General features: G+C 65.6%; 17 protein-coding genes. 9 read left to right on the top strand and 8 right to left on the bottom strand.

The window, feature by feature from the left end; translation table 11 throughout:
- Window positions 1-82 precede the first annotated feature (82 nt).
- From BLU88_RS07570 to sucC, 3 genes are all read right to left on the bottom strand, one after another.
- Complete coding sequence (locus BLU88_RS07570) at window positions 83-1225, bottom strand: threonine aldolase family protein (protein WP_092012006.1); 1143 nt, start codon at window positions 1223-1225, stop codon at window positions 83-85.
- Window positions 1226-1427: 202 nt separating this feature from the next.
- Window positions 1428-2324: a succinate--CoA ligase subunit alpha gene (gene sucD, locus BLU88_RS07565; RefSeq protein WP_092012003.1), complete on the bottom strand. Its 897-nt coding sequence runs from the start codon at window positions 2322-2324 to the stop codon at window positions 1428-1430.
- Window positions 2325-2342: 18 nt separating this feature from the next.
- The gene (gene sucC, locus BLU88_RS07560) at window positions 2343-3512 is read right to left on the bottom strand and encodes an ADP-forming succinate--CoA ligase subunit beta (RefSeq protein ID WP_092012000.1); all 1170 of its coding nucleotides are present in this window, start codon (window positions 3510-3512) and stop codon (window positions 2343-2345) included.
- 197 nt (window positions 3513-3709) lie between these two features.
- Between sucC and BLU88_RS07555 the strand changes: the two genes are divergently transcribed.
- From BLU88_RS07555 to BLU88_RS07540, 4 genes are all read left to right on the top strand, one after another.
- Window positions 3710-4204 (top strand): MarR family winged helix-turn-helix transcriptional regulator, encoded by a 495-nt coding sequence (locus tag BLU88_RS07555; RefSeq protein WP_092011997.1) that lies wholly within the window; start codon window positions 3710-3712, stop codon window positions 4202-4204.
- Between the two features lie 3 nt (window positions 4205-4207).
- Window positions 4208-4897 carry a GNAT family N-acetyltransferase gene (locus BLU88_RS07550; RefSeq protein WP_092011994.1) on the top strand — a complete coding sequence of 230 codons (690 nt, stop codon included), beginning with the start codon at window positions 4208-4210 and terminating at the stop codon, window positions 4895-4897.
- 139 nt (window positions 4898-5036) lie between these two features.
- A complete protein-coding gene (locus BLU88_RS07545) occupies window positions 5037-5747 on the top strand; it encodes a hypothetical protein (RefSeq protein ID WP_092011991.1) in 711 nt (236 codons plus the stop codon).
- A gap of 66 nt (window positions 5748-5813) precedes the next feature.
- Window positions 5814-6998: an FAD-dependent oxidoreductase gene (locus BLU88_RS07540; protein WP_092011989.1), complete on the top strand. Its 1185-nt coding sequence runs from the start codon at window positions 5814-5816 to the stop codon at window positions 6996-6998.
- 79 nt (window positions 6999-7077) lie between these two features.
- Here the strand turns inward: BLU88_RS07540 and BLU88_RS07535 are convergent, their stop codons facing one another.
- The 5 genes from BLU88_RS07535 to BLU88_RS07515 all read right to left on the bottom strand — a co-directional run bounded on the left by BLU88_RS07535 (window position 7078) and on the right by BLU88_RS07515 (window position 12281).
- On the bottom strand, window positions 7078-7518 hold the full coding sequence (locus tag BLU88_RS07535) for a hypothetical protein (protein WP_231939669.1): 441 nt from the start codon (window positions 7516-7518) through the stop codon (window positions 7078-7080).
- A complete protein-coding gene (locus BLU88_RS07530; RefSeq protein WP_092011983.1) occupies window positions 7515-8618 on the bottom strand; it encodes an adenosine deaminase in 1104 nt (367 codons plus the stop codon). The genes BLU88_RS07535 and BLU88_RS07530 overlap by 4 nt, the downstream gene beginning before the upstream one ends.
- 35 nt (window positions 8619-8653) lie before the next feature.
- Window positions 8654-9820: a BMP family ABC transporter substrate-binding protein gene (locus BLU88_RS07525; protein WP_092011980.1), complete on the bottom strand. Its 1167-nt coding sequence runs from the start codon at window positions 9818-9820 to the stop codon at window positions 8654-8656.
- A gap of 38 nt (window positions 9821-9858) precedes the next feature.
- Window positions 9859-11031, bottom strand: a complete 1173-nt coding sequence (locus BLU88_RS07520; RefSeq protein WP_092017297.1) for an amidohydrolase — start codon at window positions 11029-11031, stop codon at window positions 9859-9861.
- A gap of 140 nt (window positions 11032-11171) precedes the next feature.
- Window positions 11172-12281 (bottom strand): mannose-1-phosphate guanylyltransferase, encoded by a 1110-nt coding sequence (locus BLU88_RS07515; protein WP_092011977.1) that lies wholly within the window; start codon window positions 12279-12281, stop codon window positions 11172-11174.
- A 345-nt stretch (window positions 12282-12626) separates the two neighbouring features.
- On the opposite strand from BLU88_RS07515, the gene sdhC reads away from it, so the two are divergent.
- Genes sdhC through BLU88_RS07495 form a run of 5 tightly spaced genes read left to right on the top strand, consistent with a single transcriptional unit; the run spans window position 12627 to window position 16012 of the window.
- Window positions 12627-13004, top strand: coding sequence for a succinate dehydrogenase, cytochrome b556 subunit (gene sdhC / locus BLU88_RS07510; RefSeq protein WP_092011973.1), 378 nt, complete (start codon window positions 12627-12629; stop codon window positions 13002-13004).
- Between the two features lies 1 nt (window position 13005).
- Entirely contained in the window at window positions 13006-13455 is a 450-nt protein-coding gene (locus tag BLU88_RS07505; protein ID WP_092011970.1) for a succinate dehydrogenase hydrophobic membrane anchor subunit, read from the top strand.
- A gap of 9 nt (window positions 13456-13464) precedes the next feature.
- The gene (locus tag BLU88_RS18615; RefSeq protein WP_231939668.1) at window positions 13465-13887 is read left to right on the top strand and encodes an FAD-binding protein; all 423 of its coding nucleotides are present in this window, start codon (window positions 13465-13467) and stop codon (window positions 13885-13887) included.
- Window positions 13794-15224, top strand: a complete 1431-nt coding sequence (locus tag BLU88_RS07500; protein WP_231939719.1) for an FAD-binding protein — start codon at window positions 13794-13796, stop codon at window positions 15222-15224. The genes BLU88_RS18615 and BLU88_RS07500 overlap by 94 nt, the downstream gene beginning before the upstream one ends.
- Window positions 15224-16012, top strand: coding sequence for a succinate dehydrogenase iron-sulfur subunit (locus BLU88_RS07495; protein WP_092011967.1), 789 nt, complete (start codon window positions 15224-15226; stop codon window positions 16010-16012). Before BLU88_RS07500 ends, BLU88_RS07495 begins: the two co-directional genes overlap by 1 nt.
- The last annotated feature ends 216 nt before the right edge of the window (window positions 16013-16228 follow it).

Raw genomic sequence — 16228 nt, 5'->3', positions numbered from 1 at the left:
CATCTTCTTTCTTCAGTGTTATCAGTTATTCAGCAGAAATCTGTTCTTCACCGGCTGTCACCGCTGGCCGGCGGCAGGTCCCTCAGCCACCGACGATCGCGGCGACGAGGGCGTCGACGTCCTCGGTCGTCGTGTCGAAGGCGCACATGAGGCGGACGATGTCCTTCTCCAAGGGCCAGTCCGCGAAGGCGAACTTCTGCCGAGCCCGGGCGGCCACCTCGGCGGGCATCCGGACGAACACGACGTTCGACTCGACCTTCTGCACGATCTCGACTCCGGGGACACGGCCGCTGTCGACCGCCTCGGTGAGCAGATCGGCGAGGTATTGCGCCATCGTGTTCGATCTGGTCGCCGAGGTCCGCCACAGTTCACCTTCGTACAAGGCTCCCAGCTGTGCGGAGAGGAAGCGCATCTTCGAGGCCAGCTGCAGGTTCATCTTACGCAGGAACCGCAGGCCATGGCCGATGCCGGTGTCCAGGACGATGACCGCCTCGGCGCCGAGCAGTCCGTTCTTCGTCCCGCCGAGGCTGAGGATGTCGACTCCGACCGCGGTGGTGATGTCGCCGAGTCCGACGCCGAGGTGGGCGGCCGCATTGCCGAGTCGGGACCCGTCGACGTGGAGAATCATGTCATGGTCGTGGGCGGTGGTCGCGATCGCCGCGATCTCGTCCGGGGTGTAGGTCGTGCCCCATTCGGTGGATTGGGAGATCGAGACGGCCAGCGGCTGCGCATTGTGCTCATTGCCGCGGCCGATGATCGCACCCTTGATCGTCTCGGGGGTGAGCTTGCCGTCCTCGGTGGCGGCACCGATGATCTTGAGTCCGCCGACCTTCTCCGGGGCACCGGTTTCGTCGTAGTTGATATGCGCCGAGGCGGCCGTGATCACCGCTGCCCAGCGCGGCAGCGCCGACTGCAGGGCGAGGACGTTGGCGCCGGTGCCGTTGAAGACGGGAAACGACTGGGCATCGGGCCCGAAATGGTGGGTCATGATGTCGTGGAAACGTTGTGTCCACGGGTCGCCGCCGTAGCCGGGCGTGTGGCCGACGTTGGCCTCGGCGATGGCCGTGATGACCTCGGGGTGGACTCCGGCCCAATTGTCGGAGCCGAAGCTGCGGGGATGTGCGGTCGGGCTGGTGTCGACGGGTGGGGCGGCGGTGCCGGTGTCTGGGAGGGTGTCCGCGGGGTTCGTCGACTGCGCTGTCTGATCAGATGTCTGGGAGTTCACGATCTCAGACTAGTACGTGCACCGCGACGTGTGCAGTGCGGTCCGGGCACGGCAATCACGCTGTGAAGCAGTTGCAGCAGTACGCCGGCGCGACCCCAACGGACCGCAACGCACTGCGGCCCGCCTCCGTTCGTGGAGGCGGGCCGCAGTGTGGTTCAGGTCGGTGCCGGTCAGGCGTTCACCCGATGCGGGAGTGCTCGACTCAGCCCAGGAGTCCGCGCATGAGCTCGGCGGTCTCGGTCGGGGTCTTGCCGACCTTGACGCCTGCAGCCTCGAGGGCTTCCTTCTTGGCCTGAGCGGTTCCCGAGGAACCGGAGACGATGGCGCCGGCGTGGCCCATGGTCTTACCTTCGGGAGCGGTGAAGCCTGCGACGTAGCCGACGACCGGCTTCGTCACGTTCTCCTTGATGAAGGCGGCAGCGCGCTCTTCGGCGTCTCCGCCGATCTCGCCGATCATGACGATGGCTTCGGTCTCGGGGTCGGCCTCGAAGGCCTCGAGCGCGTCGATGTGCGTGGTGCCGATGACCGGGTCTCCGCCGATGCCGATGGCGGTCGAGAAGCCGAGGTCACGCAGCTCGTACATCATCTGGTAGGTCAGCGTGCCGGACTTCGAGACGAGGCCCAGCTTGCCCTTCTTCGTGATGTTCGCCGGGATGATGCCGGCCAGCGACTCACCGGGGGTGATGATGCCCGGGCAGTTGGGTCCGATGATGCGGGTGGCGTTGCCCGCCGCCTGCGCACGGGCCCAGACCTCTGCCGAGTCCTGCACCGGGATGCCCTCGGTGATGATGACGAGCAGGCCGATCTTCGCGTCGATGGCCTCGATCGCGGCGTCTTTGGAGAATGCCGGCGGCACGAAGGCCACAGACACGTCGGCACCGGTGGCTTCCATCGCCTCGGCGACGGTTCCGAAGACAGGGAGTTCGACCCCGTTGCCAGCCTGGTCGTTGTGCTTGACGGTGGTGCCGGCCTTGCGGGCGTTGACACCGCCGACGACGTTCGATCCGGCGGCGAGCATGCGGGCGGTGTGCTTCGAGCCCTCTCCGCCGGTGATGCCCTGGACGATGATCTTCGAATCGGAATTCAGGAAGATAGACATTGTTGTAAAGACCTTTCCTTACTTGGCAGCAGCCAGTTCGGCGGCCTTGTCGGCTCCACCGTCCATCGTGTCAGTGAGCGTGACGAGCGGGTGCGCAGCCTTCTGCAGGATGGCGCGTCCCTCTTCCACGTTGTTGCCGTCGAGGCGGACGACGAGCGGCTTGGTGGCCTGCGGCCCAAGAATCTCAAGGGCCTGGACGATGCCGTCGGCCACAGCGTCACACGCGGTGATTCCGCCGAAGACGTTGACGAACACGGACTTCACCTGATCATCGCCGAGGATGACGTCGAGTCCGTTGGCCATGACCTCAGCCGAAGCGCCGCCTCCGATGTCGAGGAAGTTAGCGGGCTTGACGCCGTTGTGGTTCTCACCTGCATAGGCGACGACGTCGAGAGTCGACATGACCAGTCCTGCGCCGTTGCCGATGATTCCGACCTCGCCGTCGAGCTTGACATAGTTGAGGTCGAGCTTCTTTGCCTTGAGCTCCAGTGGGTTCTCTGCGCTGATGTCGCGCAGCTCCTCGTGCTCCTTCTGGCGGAAGTCGGCGTTGTCGTCGAGCGAGACCTTGCCGTCGAGGGCGATGATGTCGCCGGCGCCGGTCTTGACCAGCGGGTTGACCTCGACCAGGGTGGCGTCTTCCTTCTCGAAGACGGTCCACAGGCTGGTCAGCACGGGCGCGACCTTCGCGGCGGTGTCGGCATCGAAGCCGGCCGCCTCGGCGATCTCTGCTGCCTTGGCATCGTTGATTCCGTCGATGGCGGAGACGGGGATCTTGGCGAGCGCTTCCGGACGTTCCACGGCCAGCTGCTCGATCTCCATGCCGCCTTCCTTCGAGCACATGGCCAGATAGGTGCGGTTGGACCGGTCGAGGAGCACGGAGAAGTAGTACTCCTCAGCAATGTCGGCACCTTCGGCGATCATCACCTTTTCGGTGATGTGGCCCTTGATGTCGAGTCCCAGGATGTCCTTGGCGCGAGCCTCGGCCTCATCCGGGTTCTTGGCGACCTTGACGCCGCCGGCCTTGCCGCGGCCGCCGATCTTGACCTGAGACTTGACGACGACGACACCGCCGCCAAGATCTTCGGCTGCCTTCTTCGCTGCTTCTGGCGTCGTCGCGACCTGGGCCTTGAGCACGGGCACTCCGTGCTTCTCGAACAGGTCACGTGCTTGATACTCGAAAAGATCCACGTGTATTCCTTCGTTTCTGCTGCCGGGTGGTTTGCCCCTGCAGGTTCGTTGACGGATGCAACAACCAAGGACAACCATATTCCCAAACGCACCCGTCCATCCAAACCCGCAGGTTAAATGGGCCCTGGGCGTAAGCAATCTCTCGTCAAAAAGTATCTTTCCCTTCAAGATTCTTGATATGGACGTAAAATCGATTCATGGACGAAGTGGATCGAATAGTCGCAGCCTGGCGACGTGAGCGCCCGGATCTCGACGTCTCCCCGATGGAGATCCTCTCCCGAGTCTCGCGTCTGGCCAGGCAGTTGGACCTGGCACGGAAGGCGAGCTTCTCCGATTACGGTATCGAGGGCTGGGCCTTCGACGTGCTCTCGGCCCTCCGCCGAGCTGGCGAGCCCTATCAGCTCTCGCCCTCGACGCTGCTGCAGGAGACTCTGGTCACGAGCGGCACGATGACCAATCGCATCGACCGGCTCGTCGCCCGCGGGTGGGTCGAACGCCGTCCTGATCCCGGGGATCGACGCGGAGTGCTCGTCCAGCTCACCGACAGCGGACGCGCCACGGTCGACTCCGCTCTGGCGGATCTGCTTGTGAAGGAGCGAGAGATCCTCAGCGGGCTCACCCCCTCAGGCAGTCGCAAACTGGCCACGCTGCTGCGGGAACTGTCCACCGGTTTCGACGGCAGCGAGGACTGAGCCATGCACGATTACCTCACGAATTTCACGGGCGCACGGCCGCCTCGGCGAGAGCCCATCCACGGTCAGTACGTCGACCTCGAACCGCTCGATTCGCCCATGCATGGTGATGATCTCTTCTCTGCGGTCTCGGACCCGGTCGGGGTCGAGGAGCGGTTCCGCTACCTGCCCCAGTCCCCGCAGACCGAACGCGGCGACTTCGATTCCTGGATCGCCGAGGCGGCCGACAGCCCCGATCCCCTCTTCTTCGCCGTCGTGGATCGATCCACGGGCCGGGCCGAGGGTCGACAGGCGCTCATGCGCATCGACGCTGCCAACGGGGTCATGGAGATCGGGCACATCCTCTGGGGGCCGGCACTCAGACGGACGCGGGCGGCCACCGAGGCGCTCTTCCTCTGCGCCGATCTCGCCTTCGCCTCCGGCTTCCGTCGGTTCGAGTGGAAATGTGACGATGCGAATGCGCCGTCGAAGGCGGCAGCCAAGCGATTCGGGTTCACCTTCGAAGGAGTGTTCCGGCAGCACCTCGTGTACAAGGGCCGCAACCGCGACACCGCCTGGTTCTCGATCATCGACAGCGAATGGCCAGTGCTGCGATCGGCGTACGAGGCATGGCTCGACGAAGCGAACTTCGACGATTCAGGTGCCCAACGGCAGAGCCTGCGCGAACTCATCTCCGAGTCCCGTCTGAGCTGAGGCATGGGCGCCGCACCCGCGGCTGCCTCCGCACCCCTCCGCTTTCGCCGCCTCGCCGCGCGTCCACCCGGACTCGGGCTGTCCCGCGCATTAGGCTGGAGGTGATACCACTTGGACGCTGACGACACCTCGAGGAACCATGCGACTTCGCCCCCTTGCCCTGCTGTCCGCCGCTGCGATTGTTGCCACGACGACGGCCTGTGTGTCGACGCCCGAAGAGACCCGCCCGCAGCCGCGCCCGTCGGTGAGCAAGGAAGAGGTCACCCCGATCGAGACGCCTGACGATGCACCGAAGGTGTCCATCGTCGACTCCTCCCCCGGCGGCGCGAAGGACAGCGACCCGCTGTGGCAGGGCCTCGCCGAGGCGGCCGAGAAGAAGACCGAGGCCTACCTCAAGGTCTACGTGCACACCGGCAACCCCGAGGTCCCCGATTCCGGCGAGACCACCGTGACCGCCGACAGCCCAGACAGCGTCAGCGTCACCGTCGATGCGAAGAACGTCGACGACGATGCGTCCCCGTTCCTGCTCATCCACGGCACCTTCGACGTCGAAGAGATCGGCAACTCGGCGTACAGGCTCACAACCGTCGACGACGAGGACATCCCCGAGCTGGACCCGAAGGGCCCGGACGACGAGAAGCGCTGCACCGCCGAGGACGCTCAGGACCGCATCGGCCTGGCCGCCGATGACCTCGCCGAGGATCCCGGCCGCCGCGAAGAGTTCCGGCAGCAGTGGGGCGGTTCGCCGCGCGTGTGGTGGGGCATTCAGAAGACCGCCATCAGCCTCGGCGAAGAGGGCGGAGTCGCCGGCGACTTCCTCACCGAAGCCTGCGGAGAGTACCTCCAGTAGTCGCTCCGTTCCGCCTCTCCTCTGCGGTCCCTCGTCACACGACCTTCTGCGTGCGACGATGATTCTATGAGGATCGCTGTGATCGGAGCCGGAATCGGCGGACTCTCGGCGGCCGTGGGACTGCAGAGAGCCGGTGCCGACGTCACCGTGTTCGAACGCGCCCCCGAGGTGAGAGCCGGAGGTTCGGGACTGTCGATCTTCGCCAACGGTCTCGCCGCGCTGGAGACCCTGGGGCTGAGCGAGGCGTTCGCTGCCGTCACCGACGCCGGCGTCGATGTATTCGCGGCAGGTCAGCGTCGCGCCGACGGGCGCTGGATCGCTCAGGTGCCCAATGAATCGGTCGGTGCGCTGCGCATTGTCGACCGTGCCGATCTCCACCGCATCCTCCTCGACGCTCTGGCCCCGGCGACGGTGCGCACCGGCTCCGAGGTGGCCGTGACCAGCACCGGTGGGAAGCTGAGAGTCGAAGCCGGGTCGGCCGGGTCCGCGGGGTCTGAGTCCTTCGACCTCATCATCGGCGCCGACGGTCTGCACAGCCGGACCCGCACCGTCGTCGACGGGGAGACGGTCGCCCCGCGGTACTCCGGGTATTCCGCGTGGCGGGGCATCACCTCGGTGCCGGTGGATCTGTCCGGTGAAGCCGGGGAATCGGTCAGGCACGGGCGCCGCTTCGGCATCGCCCCGTTGGCCGACGGCCGCGTCTACTGGTTCGCGGTGGCGAATATGCCGCAGAACGCGGTCTTCACCGATGAGAAGGCCACCGTCGAGCAGATGTTCTCCGGCTGGCACTCCCCCATCGCCGATCTCATCGCAGCCACCCCCGCCGAGGAGGTCCGCCGCACTGCGATCTCCGACCTCTCCCGCCGATTGGCCAGGTTCCATCGTGGCCGTGTCGTGCTCATCGGGGATGCCGCGCATGCGATGACACCGAACCTCGGCCAGGGCGGAGGTCAGGCGCTCGAAGACGCTGCGACCCTCACTGTCCTGCTCACGCCGGTGCTCGCGCACCGCGAGGCAGGAAACGCTGCCGAATCGTCAGCCGCGCTCGAGTCGGCCCTGCGGCGCCATGATGCGCTGCGTCGGCCGCGGACGCAGTCGATCGCGCAGAAGTCCCGCCTCATGGGTCAGGTGTTCCAGCTCGAATCGCCGCTGTTGGCGGGGCTGCGCAATGCTGTCTTCTCCGCCGTCCCGTCGAGACTCATCGCCGCACAGGCCGCGAGCGTCCAGAAATGGTCACCTCCGACAGTGTGAGGATGCGACGCCTGCCCCTGCTGGCACGTCAGTGCGAGGCCAGCTCGCCAGCGAGCAGCCTACTCAGCGGTCCGCCAGCCTAGTCGGTCAGGGCGCGGTTGTAGGCGTCGACGACGGGCGGGAGGAAGAAGCCCATGATCACGGCGATGGCGGTGACGAGGCAGGCCAGGCCCAGCAGCAGGGAACCGCCGATGACGCTGAATGCGAAGACGATGACGAGCAGCTCGAAGGCGATCGCCGCCGGACGCGCCCACCGATGAATACGCCAGGCTCCACGGGCCGCGGCGCCGACACCGGCCGCGAAGATGAGGAACATGACGGCCAGACCGATCAGCGAGGCCGCCAACGGACCCGCGGAGATCGCCGTGATGACGAACGACACCGCCGCCCCGACCAGGGCCAGCGCCTGAACGCCGAGGACGCTTGCGGGCAGCAGCATCGCCCGTGGGGTCGGAACTCCGTGCCCCTCGGGCTCCGGTGAAGCACCGGGTGCTGCCGCCCGGTCATTGCCTGAGCTCAAATGGTCACCCGGGCGAATCCGGGGATGAGGATCTCATCGAGCATGCGCTCGCGCACATCCAGCGGCAGAAAGGCGGCGGTCACGGCGTTGACCGTCGCCCATTCGAGATCGGTCTGATTCCAACCGGCCTCGTCGACGAGCAGACGCATCTCCCGCGACACGGATGTGCCGGACATGAGCCGGTTGTCCGGGTTGATGGTGACCGCGAATCCGAGGTCCTTGAGCCCCGTGATCGGATGGCTGGCGATGGTGCCGCCGATGTCGGTCTGCAGGTTGGAGCTCGGGCACAGTTCGAGCGGGATCTGCTGGTCGAGGACCCAGGCGGCGAGACTGCCGAGCTGGCCCTGACCGTCGACGATGTCCATATCCTCGACGATGCGCGCACCATGGCCCAGACGCTGAGCGTGGCAGATGGTGACTGCTTCGTGGATGGATTCCTTGCCGGCGGCCTCACCGGCATGGATCGTCACCGGCACGTATGCCTGGTGCAGGGCGTTGAAGGCGGAGAGATGCGCTGACGGCGGGAAGCCGTTCTCGGGTCCGGCGATGTCGAAGCCGACGACACCGGAATCCGCGCCCTTCTCACGATGACGGATGGCCAGTTCGGCGATCGCCAGCGCATTGTCGGCCTGCCGCATGGCCGTGATGAGCTGTCCGACGCGGATGTACTTGCCGTCGGCTGCAGCCTCGGAGACACCGGCCTCCAAACCGTCCTGGACGGCTTCGACGACGGCGTCGAGCTCGAGCCCGCCTTCGAGATGCTGTTCGGGAGCCCACCGGGCCTCGGCGTAGAACACTCCGTCGGCCACCTGATCGAGGACCCATTCCTTGGCCACACGGCGCAGATTGTCCTCGCTCTGCATGACCGCCACGGTGTGCGAGAACGTCTCGAGGTAGCGGACGAGGTCACCGGAGTTCGCGGATTCGGAGAACCACCGTCCCAGCGCCTCGGCGTCGGTGGCGGGCAGGGTGTGACCGATCGAGTCGGCCAACTCGATCATCGTCGACGGGCGCAGACCGCCGTCGAGGTGATCGTGGAGGGAGACTTTGGGCAGCTGCAGGATGGGGTCGTCCGATGCGACGCCGGCGGGTACATTCATCACCGTCTCAGCTTATCCGATGCGACGCGCGCCCCTCATCCTTTCTCCGGGTCGATCTCCCCGCTCTTGATCCGTTCCCGGAGGTCCGTGATTCCGCGCCCGGCGTCGGAGACGCGGGAGAGGAATCCGTCCTCGGCGACGATGCGCACACCTCCGTTGTCGAGAGTGCCCCAGTAGCGGCGGTCGGCGACGCGGAAGCCGCCGATCTCCTCGGGCCCGGTCTTCGGCGCGGGGGCCGCCTCGTCGGGGTTCTTGCTCTGCGGCCAATCGGGGAACATCGTGCGCAGGCCGCGGCGCACGTTCGGCTCCACGGTGGCCACGATCGTTTTGGAGAATCCGCCCGCGGTGCCGTACCAGACGACCTTCGGCAGGCTCGGTCCCTCCCCGTCAACTTCCGGGCCCTGCGTGGCCGTGGTCAGGTCGATCCGCTTCTCATCCGCCGAGGCGACCACCCCCATTGCCGCCGCCGACCCGAATGGGACGAGCACGTCGACGTCGGAGGCGAAGGATCGTTCGAAGTAGTCCTTCCCCGCATCGCGAGTATCGTCGATCGCCCGGGGCGAACCGCTCGCCGAGGCGGCCCCTCCCGTGGAGGGCCGGTACGACTCCGCCTTCGGCAGGTCCTCGTCCTTCTCCTTGTTGTACAGATCGACGCCCGCGTCGAAGGCGGCCAGGATGCGGTCGGACTGCGGGAATCCGTGCGAGACGACGGCGCCGACCTTCCCGGTCTCTGAGGCCGTGGCCGCGGTGTAGCCGGCGATGAAGGCCGGCGGCACGAGGTCGAAGTCCATGCTGAGAACGTTCTTCGGCAGGTCGTCGGTGCCGCTGGCGACCCCGAGGAACAGGTCACCGGGGTGGGCCGCGGCGAAGTCCGCGAGTTCGTCCGCTCCGCCGGGCCCGATGACCGTGGTCAGTGCACAGTCGTGTCGGTGCATCCGATCCAAAGCCGCCGAGGTGGCCGACCCACCCGAAACCCGCTGGCTCGAGGTGCCCGAGAAGACCCCGGCTCCACGGGCGAGTTCCGCCTCCTCGAGGGTGAGTGCACCGGCGGAATGGTCGTCGAAGCCGGCTGGTGCGGAGATGAGACACCCCAGCCGTTCCTCTTCGAGTGCTTCGGGGGCCGTGACGGAGCAGCCGGTCAGCACCAGGGTGCCCACCGCGGCGAAGGCGGCGAGGGAGATGCTGCGGGCGCTCGGACTCATGGCATCCAGATTATCGGCCCGGCACTGCCGTCGGGTAATCAGCGATTGCGGTCGAGGACCTTGAGCGCGGTGGCCGTGAACACTCGGGCGGCGATCTCCACAGCGCGTTCGTCGATGAGCAGATCACCCTGGTGGATGTCGTAGGTGATGCCGCCGGGCGTGCGGGTGCCCAGTCTGATGAGTGCACCCGGGCAGTGGGTGAGATACCACGCGAAGTCCTCACCGCCCATCGACTGCGGTGTCAGCTGGACGGAGTTCTCGCCGAGTTCGCCGCGCACGGCCGATTCGATAAGTGTCACCTGGTCTTCGGTGTTGACCACCGGTGGGACGCCTCGGCGGTGTTCGAGGTCGACCTCGACTCCGTAGGGTCCGGCGATGCGATCGACGAGCTCGGGCAGCACCTCGGCAACCTGGTTCCAACCGTCGACGTCGAGGCAGCGCAGGGTCCCGCGCAGAATGCCCTCGCTGGGGACGACGTTCGCGGCGTGGCCGGCGCTGATCTCGCCCCACACCAGAGAGATCGCGTGCCTCGGATCGATCAGCCGGCCCAGGGTCGAGGGCAGGTCGGTGGCGAGTTTGCCCAGCGCATAGACGAGATCTTCGGTCAAGTGCGGACGGGAGGTGTGCCCGCCATGGCCGGAGAGGCGGATGATGACGGTGTCGCCGGCTGCGGTGATGGCGCCGATGCGCGAACCGACCTTGCCGATGTCGACGTTGGGGTCGCAGTGGACGGCGTAGACCTCGGGCACGTCGTCGAGGACGCCTTGCGAGATCACGCGCAGCGCTCCGCCCGGGGTGACCTCCTCACCGGGTTGGAAGATCAGACGCACGCGTCCGCCGAGCCCGCCGGGACGTGATTCGTGGATCTTCTGCAGGGCGATGCCTGCACCGATGAGGGCGGTCAGATGGACGTCGTGGCCGCAGGCATGGGCGACGCCGGGAACGGTGGAGCGGAATTCCTCATCGATGAGGTCATCGACGGGCAGGGCGTCGATATCGGCCCGCAGTCCCACGGCCACCGGTCCTTCGCCGACCTCGCAGACGACCCCGGTTCCGTCGAGTCGCCGCGGCTCGAGACCGGCGGCTTCGAGCCGGGCGACGATCTTCTCGGTGGTCTCGAACTCCTGGAAGGACAGTTCCGGGTGGGCATGGATGTCGCGGCGGAAATCGATGAGCTCTGCACCGATCTCTGCGATTGTCGAGCTGATCACGTCGGGTCCTTCAGTGCGGGGAGGGCGGGGATGGGCGATGTCGAACATTGGAAGCAATGCTAGGCACTCGATGTCATAAATGTGCCCATTGCGACCAATTTCGACATACTTCGCGCCGTGCTTCCCTGCCTCGCCGAGGCTCAGAGAAGTTCGTCGAGTCCGCGCTCACCGGCGACGGACACTGCCTTCTTCACATCCTGAGCATGCGAGCGGGAGGTGATGAGCAGGACGTCATCGGTGTCGACGACGACGAGGTCCTCGAGTCCGACGATCGCAACAGTCCGCGGACCTTCGGAGAACACGACTCCCGAGGCATCGACTTCGAGCAGATCAGTGTTCCCGCCGATCGAGATGACTCCCCGGGGCTCCCCCGGCACCGGCTGCCGCAGTCGGGCCACCGAATCGAAGTCGCCGACGTCGTCCCAGCCGAAGTCGCCGGGGATGACGATGACTCGCCCGGCCGCGGCCGCGGGTTCTGCCACCACATAGTCGATGGCGCGCTTCTCCAGTCCGGGCCATACCGCACGCACGACGTCGTCGTGGTCGGGGGTGTCCCAGGCCTCGGCGATCCGGGCCAGTCCGGAGTAGAGGTCGGGGTCCTCCTCGGCGAGGATGTCGAGCAGGGAGGAGGCCTTTGCGATGAACATGCCCGCGTTCCAGCGGTAGTGTCCGGAGTTCACGTACTGACGGGCCGTGCTCGCCTCCGGCTTCTCCGCGAAGGCCAGTGCCCGCCTGGCAGTGGGCGCCCGGTCGAGACCGAGCAGATCACCGGTCTCGATATAGCCGTAGGCGGTGGCGGGATTGCGGGGCATGATGCCGATCGTGACGATGTCCCCGGTCTCTGCGGCCGCGACGGCCTGGTCGATGACGAGACGGAATTCGTCGACGTTCGTGATCGAATGGTCGGCGGAGAACGATCCGACGATGGCGTCGGGATCCTCGCGGGCGATGATCATGGCGGCGAGTCCGATGGCGGCGGCGGAATCCTTCGGGGAGGGTTCGGTGATGATCTGGCCGTGGGCGATATGCGGAAGCTGCTCGGCGACCTGATCGAAGTGACTCTCACCGGTGACCACCCAGACTCTGTCTTCGCCGACGATGGGCGCGACCCGGTCCCAGGTGGCCTGGATGAGGCTGCGGCCGAGGCCGAGGACATCGTGGAGGAACTTCGGCGTCGCCCGACGCGACAGCGGCCACAGTCGCGTTCCGGATCCGCCGGCGGGGATGATGGCGTGGAAGTGCGTGTTCACGATTTCAGTGTCTCAGAGTTCGGTCACACCTTCCCCGAGGTTGCCCGCCGTGTCGGATGAGCTGTACCCCAGGCTTACGGTGGGGAGATCCCCACCTCGAGTCCGCCTCGGTGATGGTCTGCCTGAGTTCCCGTGCCGTCCAGGTCAGACCGGGAGCAGAACAATTTAGAGCACACGCCTGTGATGTAAATGAAATTCCGTGAGACGGTGAATCCCAGTTTTGAGGGAATTGCCAGGGTTGCGCTGTGATCCGGGACGCCCAGCCGTGTCTCGACTGGCACGGAAGCGGTCTTCGGCGTAGTTTCTAGACGTACACACCCGAATATTCAAGATGGAGGATGCTCCGTGGCCAAAGCGTCTACGGGCACTCTGTACCGAGGAAACGAAGGAATGTGGTCCTGGGTCGCGCATCGCGTCACAGGCGTCGGAATCTTCTTCTTCCTTCTGGTCCACGTGCTCGATACTGCCCTCGTCCGCGTCTCGCCCGAGGCCTACAACGCAGTGATCGGAACCTATAAGACACCAGTCATGGCGTTCGGTGAGATCGCGCTCGTCGCCGCTATCGCATTCCATGCGTTCAACGGTCTGCGCGTCATTCTCGTCGATTTCTCGAAGAGTGGCCCGAAAAACCAGAAGAAGCTGTTCTGGGGAGTCATGATCGTGTGGCTCATCATCATGATCGCCTTCATTCCCCGCCAGCTGATGCACACCTTCGGAGGCTGACATGAGCACAACATCCATTCCGGCTCCGCGGACCGGCTACTCCCGGCACAAGTCGACGCGCTCGAAGTTCGAGATGTTCGCATGGCTGTTCATGCGCATTTCGGGTGTCGTCCTCGTCATCCTCATCTTCGGCCACCTGTTCGTGAACCTGTGGGCCGGCGACGGCGTCCAGGCCATCGACTTCGGCTTCGTCGCAGGCAAGTGGGCCAGCCCGTTCTGGCAGATCTGGGATCTGCTCATGCTGTGGCTGGCGATGCTGCACGGCACCAACGGTCTGCGCACCATCATCATGGACTACTCCGAGAAGCCCGGCACACGCATGTCCCTCCAGGTGATCCTCTACATCGCCTCGGTCATCGTCATCGTGCTCGGCACGCTCGTCATCTTCACGTTCGATCCCTGCCCGGCCGGAGCGGACCCCGCGGTCCTGGCTGAGTTCTGCAAGGCCTAAAGGAGAAACATGCAGGTACATCATTACGACGTCGTCATCGTCGGTGCCGGCGGCGCCGGCATGCGTGCGGCGATCGAGTCGGGCCAGCGTGCCCGCACCGCCGTTCTCACCAAGCTCTACCCCACCCGTTCGCACACCGGTGCCGCCCAGGGCGGAATGTGCGCCGCACTGGCGAACGTGGAAGAGGACAACTGGGAATGGCACACCTTCGACACCGTCAAGGGCGGTGACTACCTGGTCGACCAGGACGCCGCCGAGGTGATGGCCAAGGAAGCCATCGACGCCGTCCTCGACCTCGAGAAGATGGGGCTGCCGTTCAACCGCACCCCGAGGGCAAGATCGACCAGCGTCGCTTCGGCGGGCACACTCGCGACCACGGCAAGTCCGCCGTGCGCCGCTCCTGCTACGCCGCCGACCGCACCGGTCACATGATCCTCCAGACCCTGTACCAACAGTGCGTCAAACACGGCGTGGAGTTCTACAACGAGTTCTACGTCCTTGACCTCATCATGACCGAGGTCGACGGGGTCAAGCGTCCTGCCGGAGTTGTGTCCTACGAACTGGCCACCGGCGAGATCCACGTCTTCCAGGCCAAGTCGGTCGTCTTCGCCACCGGTGGTGTCGGCAAGGTCTTCAAGACCACCTCGAACGCCCACACCCTGACCGGTGACGGCATGGCTGTGGCCTACAATCGCGGCATTCCGCTGGAGGACATGGAGTTCTTCCAGTTCCACCCCACAGGCCTCGCCGGCCTGGGCATCCTCCTGTCCGAAGCTGCACGTGGTGAGGGCGGAATCCTCCGCAACTCCGAGGGTGAGCGCTTCATGGAGCGCTACGCCCCCACGATCAAGGACCTCGCCCCACGTGACATCGTGGCCCGCTCGATGGCCAACGAAGTCCGCGAAGGCCGCGGCTGCGGACCGAACAAGGACTACGTCCTGCTCGACCTCACCCACCTCGAGCCCTCGCACATCGATGAGAAGCTGCCCGACATCACCGAGTTCGCTCGCACCTACCTCGGTGTCGAGCCCTACACGGAGCCGGTGCCGGTCTTCCCGACCGCGCACTACGCGATGGGAGGCATCCCGACGAACATCAAGGCCGAGGTGCTGGCCGACAACGACAACATCATCCCCGGCCTCTACGCCGCCGGTGAGGTTGCCTGCGTGTCCGTGCACGGCTCGAACCGCCTGGGCACGAACTCGCTGCTCGACATCAACGTCTTCGGCAAGCGCGCCGGCATCGCCGCTGCTGAATACGCGAAGACCGCTGAGGTCGTCGAGCTCCCCGAGAGCCCGGAGACCGAGGTCGTCGACATGCTCGAGAAGATGCGCACCTCGGACGGCACCGAACGCATCGCCGCCATCCGCAAGGACCTGCAGGACCTCATGGATGCCAACGTCCAGGTGTTCCGCACAGATGAGACTCTGCGTGAGGCTCTCGACGAGATCGCCAAGCTGCGCGAGCGCTACAACAACGTGGGCATCCAGGACCGCGGCAAGCGCTACAACCTCGATCTGCTCGAGGCTGTCGAGCTCGGCTTCCTGCTCGAGCTCGCCGAGGTCATCTCCGTCGCCGCCATCCACCGCAAGGAATCGCGTGGAGGACACTTCCGCGAGGACTTCCCGGATCGTGACGACGAGAACTTCATGCACCACACGATGACCTACCTCGATCCCGAAGCGGAGACCGACGGCATCAAGGGCATGCGTCTTGAGACGAAGCCCGTCATCGTCACCCGTTACCAGCCGATGGAGCGTAAGTACTGATGAGCACCGATACCACCCCAGAGCCAGCGTCGAAGATCGACCTGCCTACGCACGTGTCAGGCGAAGGCGGAACTATCCCGTCCTTCGACTGCACCTTCCGGATCGCCCGTTTCGACCCCGAGGTCGACACAGAGCCGCACTGGGAGGAATACAACGTCACGATGTACGGCACCGACCGTGTGCTTGATGCTCTCCACAAGATCAAGTGGGAGATCGACGGCTCGCTGTCCTTCCGCCGGTCCTGCGCCCACGGCGTCTGCGGCTCCGATGCGATGCGCATCAACGGTCGCAACCGCCTGGCCTGCAAGACGCTGCTCAAGGACCTCGACACGTCCAAACCGATCACCGTCGAGGCGATCAAGGGCCTTCCGCTCGAGAAGGACATGATCGTCGACATGGAGCCCTTCTTCCAGTCGTACCGCGAGGTCATGCCGTTCCTCGTCACCTCGGGACACGAGCCCACGCGTGAGCGTCTGCAGTCGGCCGAACAGCGTGCGGCCTTCGACGACACCACGAAATGCATCCTCTGCGCTGCGTGCACCTCGTCGTGCCCCGTGTTCTGGACCGACGGCCAGTACTTCGGTCCGGCCGCGATCGTCAACGCGCACCGTTTCATCTTCGATTCGCGTGACGAAGGCGGAGACATGCGCCTCGAGGTCCTCAACGACAAGGAAGGCGTGTGGCGCTGCCGCACCACCTTCAACTGCACCGAGGCCTGCCCTCGTGGCATCGAGATCACCAAGGCCATCGCCGAGGTGAAGCAGGCGATCCTCCAGCGCGCGTTCTGATCGCGTCAGCCTGAGCCAGACTGCAGCGGCCCCGCACCGAGTGGTGCGGGGCCGCTTTCGTCTGTGCCGATTGCACGGAAGCGGCCGCCTCGGTGGCAGGGGTGCCGCCTCGACGACGTTCCGACCTGGTTGCGGCACACATTTCTCTCAAGTGCACAGCGAGGAACCTGAGCAGTCCGGAAGAATCTGTGCCAATCACTGACCCGACCCGGCGGG

The sequence above is a fragment of the Brevibacterium siliguriense genome, from assembly GCF_900105315.1.
GTDB classification, from domain to species: domain Bacteria; phylum Actinomycetota; class Actinomycetes; order Actinomycetales; family Brevibacteriaceae; genus Brevibacterium; species Brevibacterium siliguriense.
This window is presented reverse-complemented; position numbering and strand designations above follow the sequence as displayed.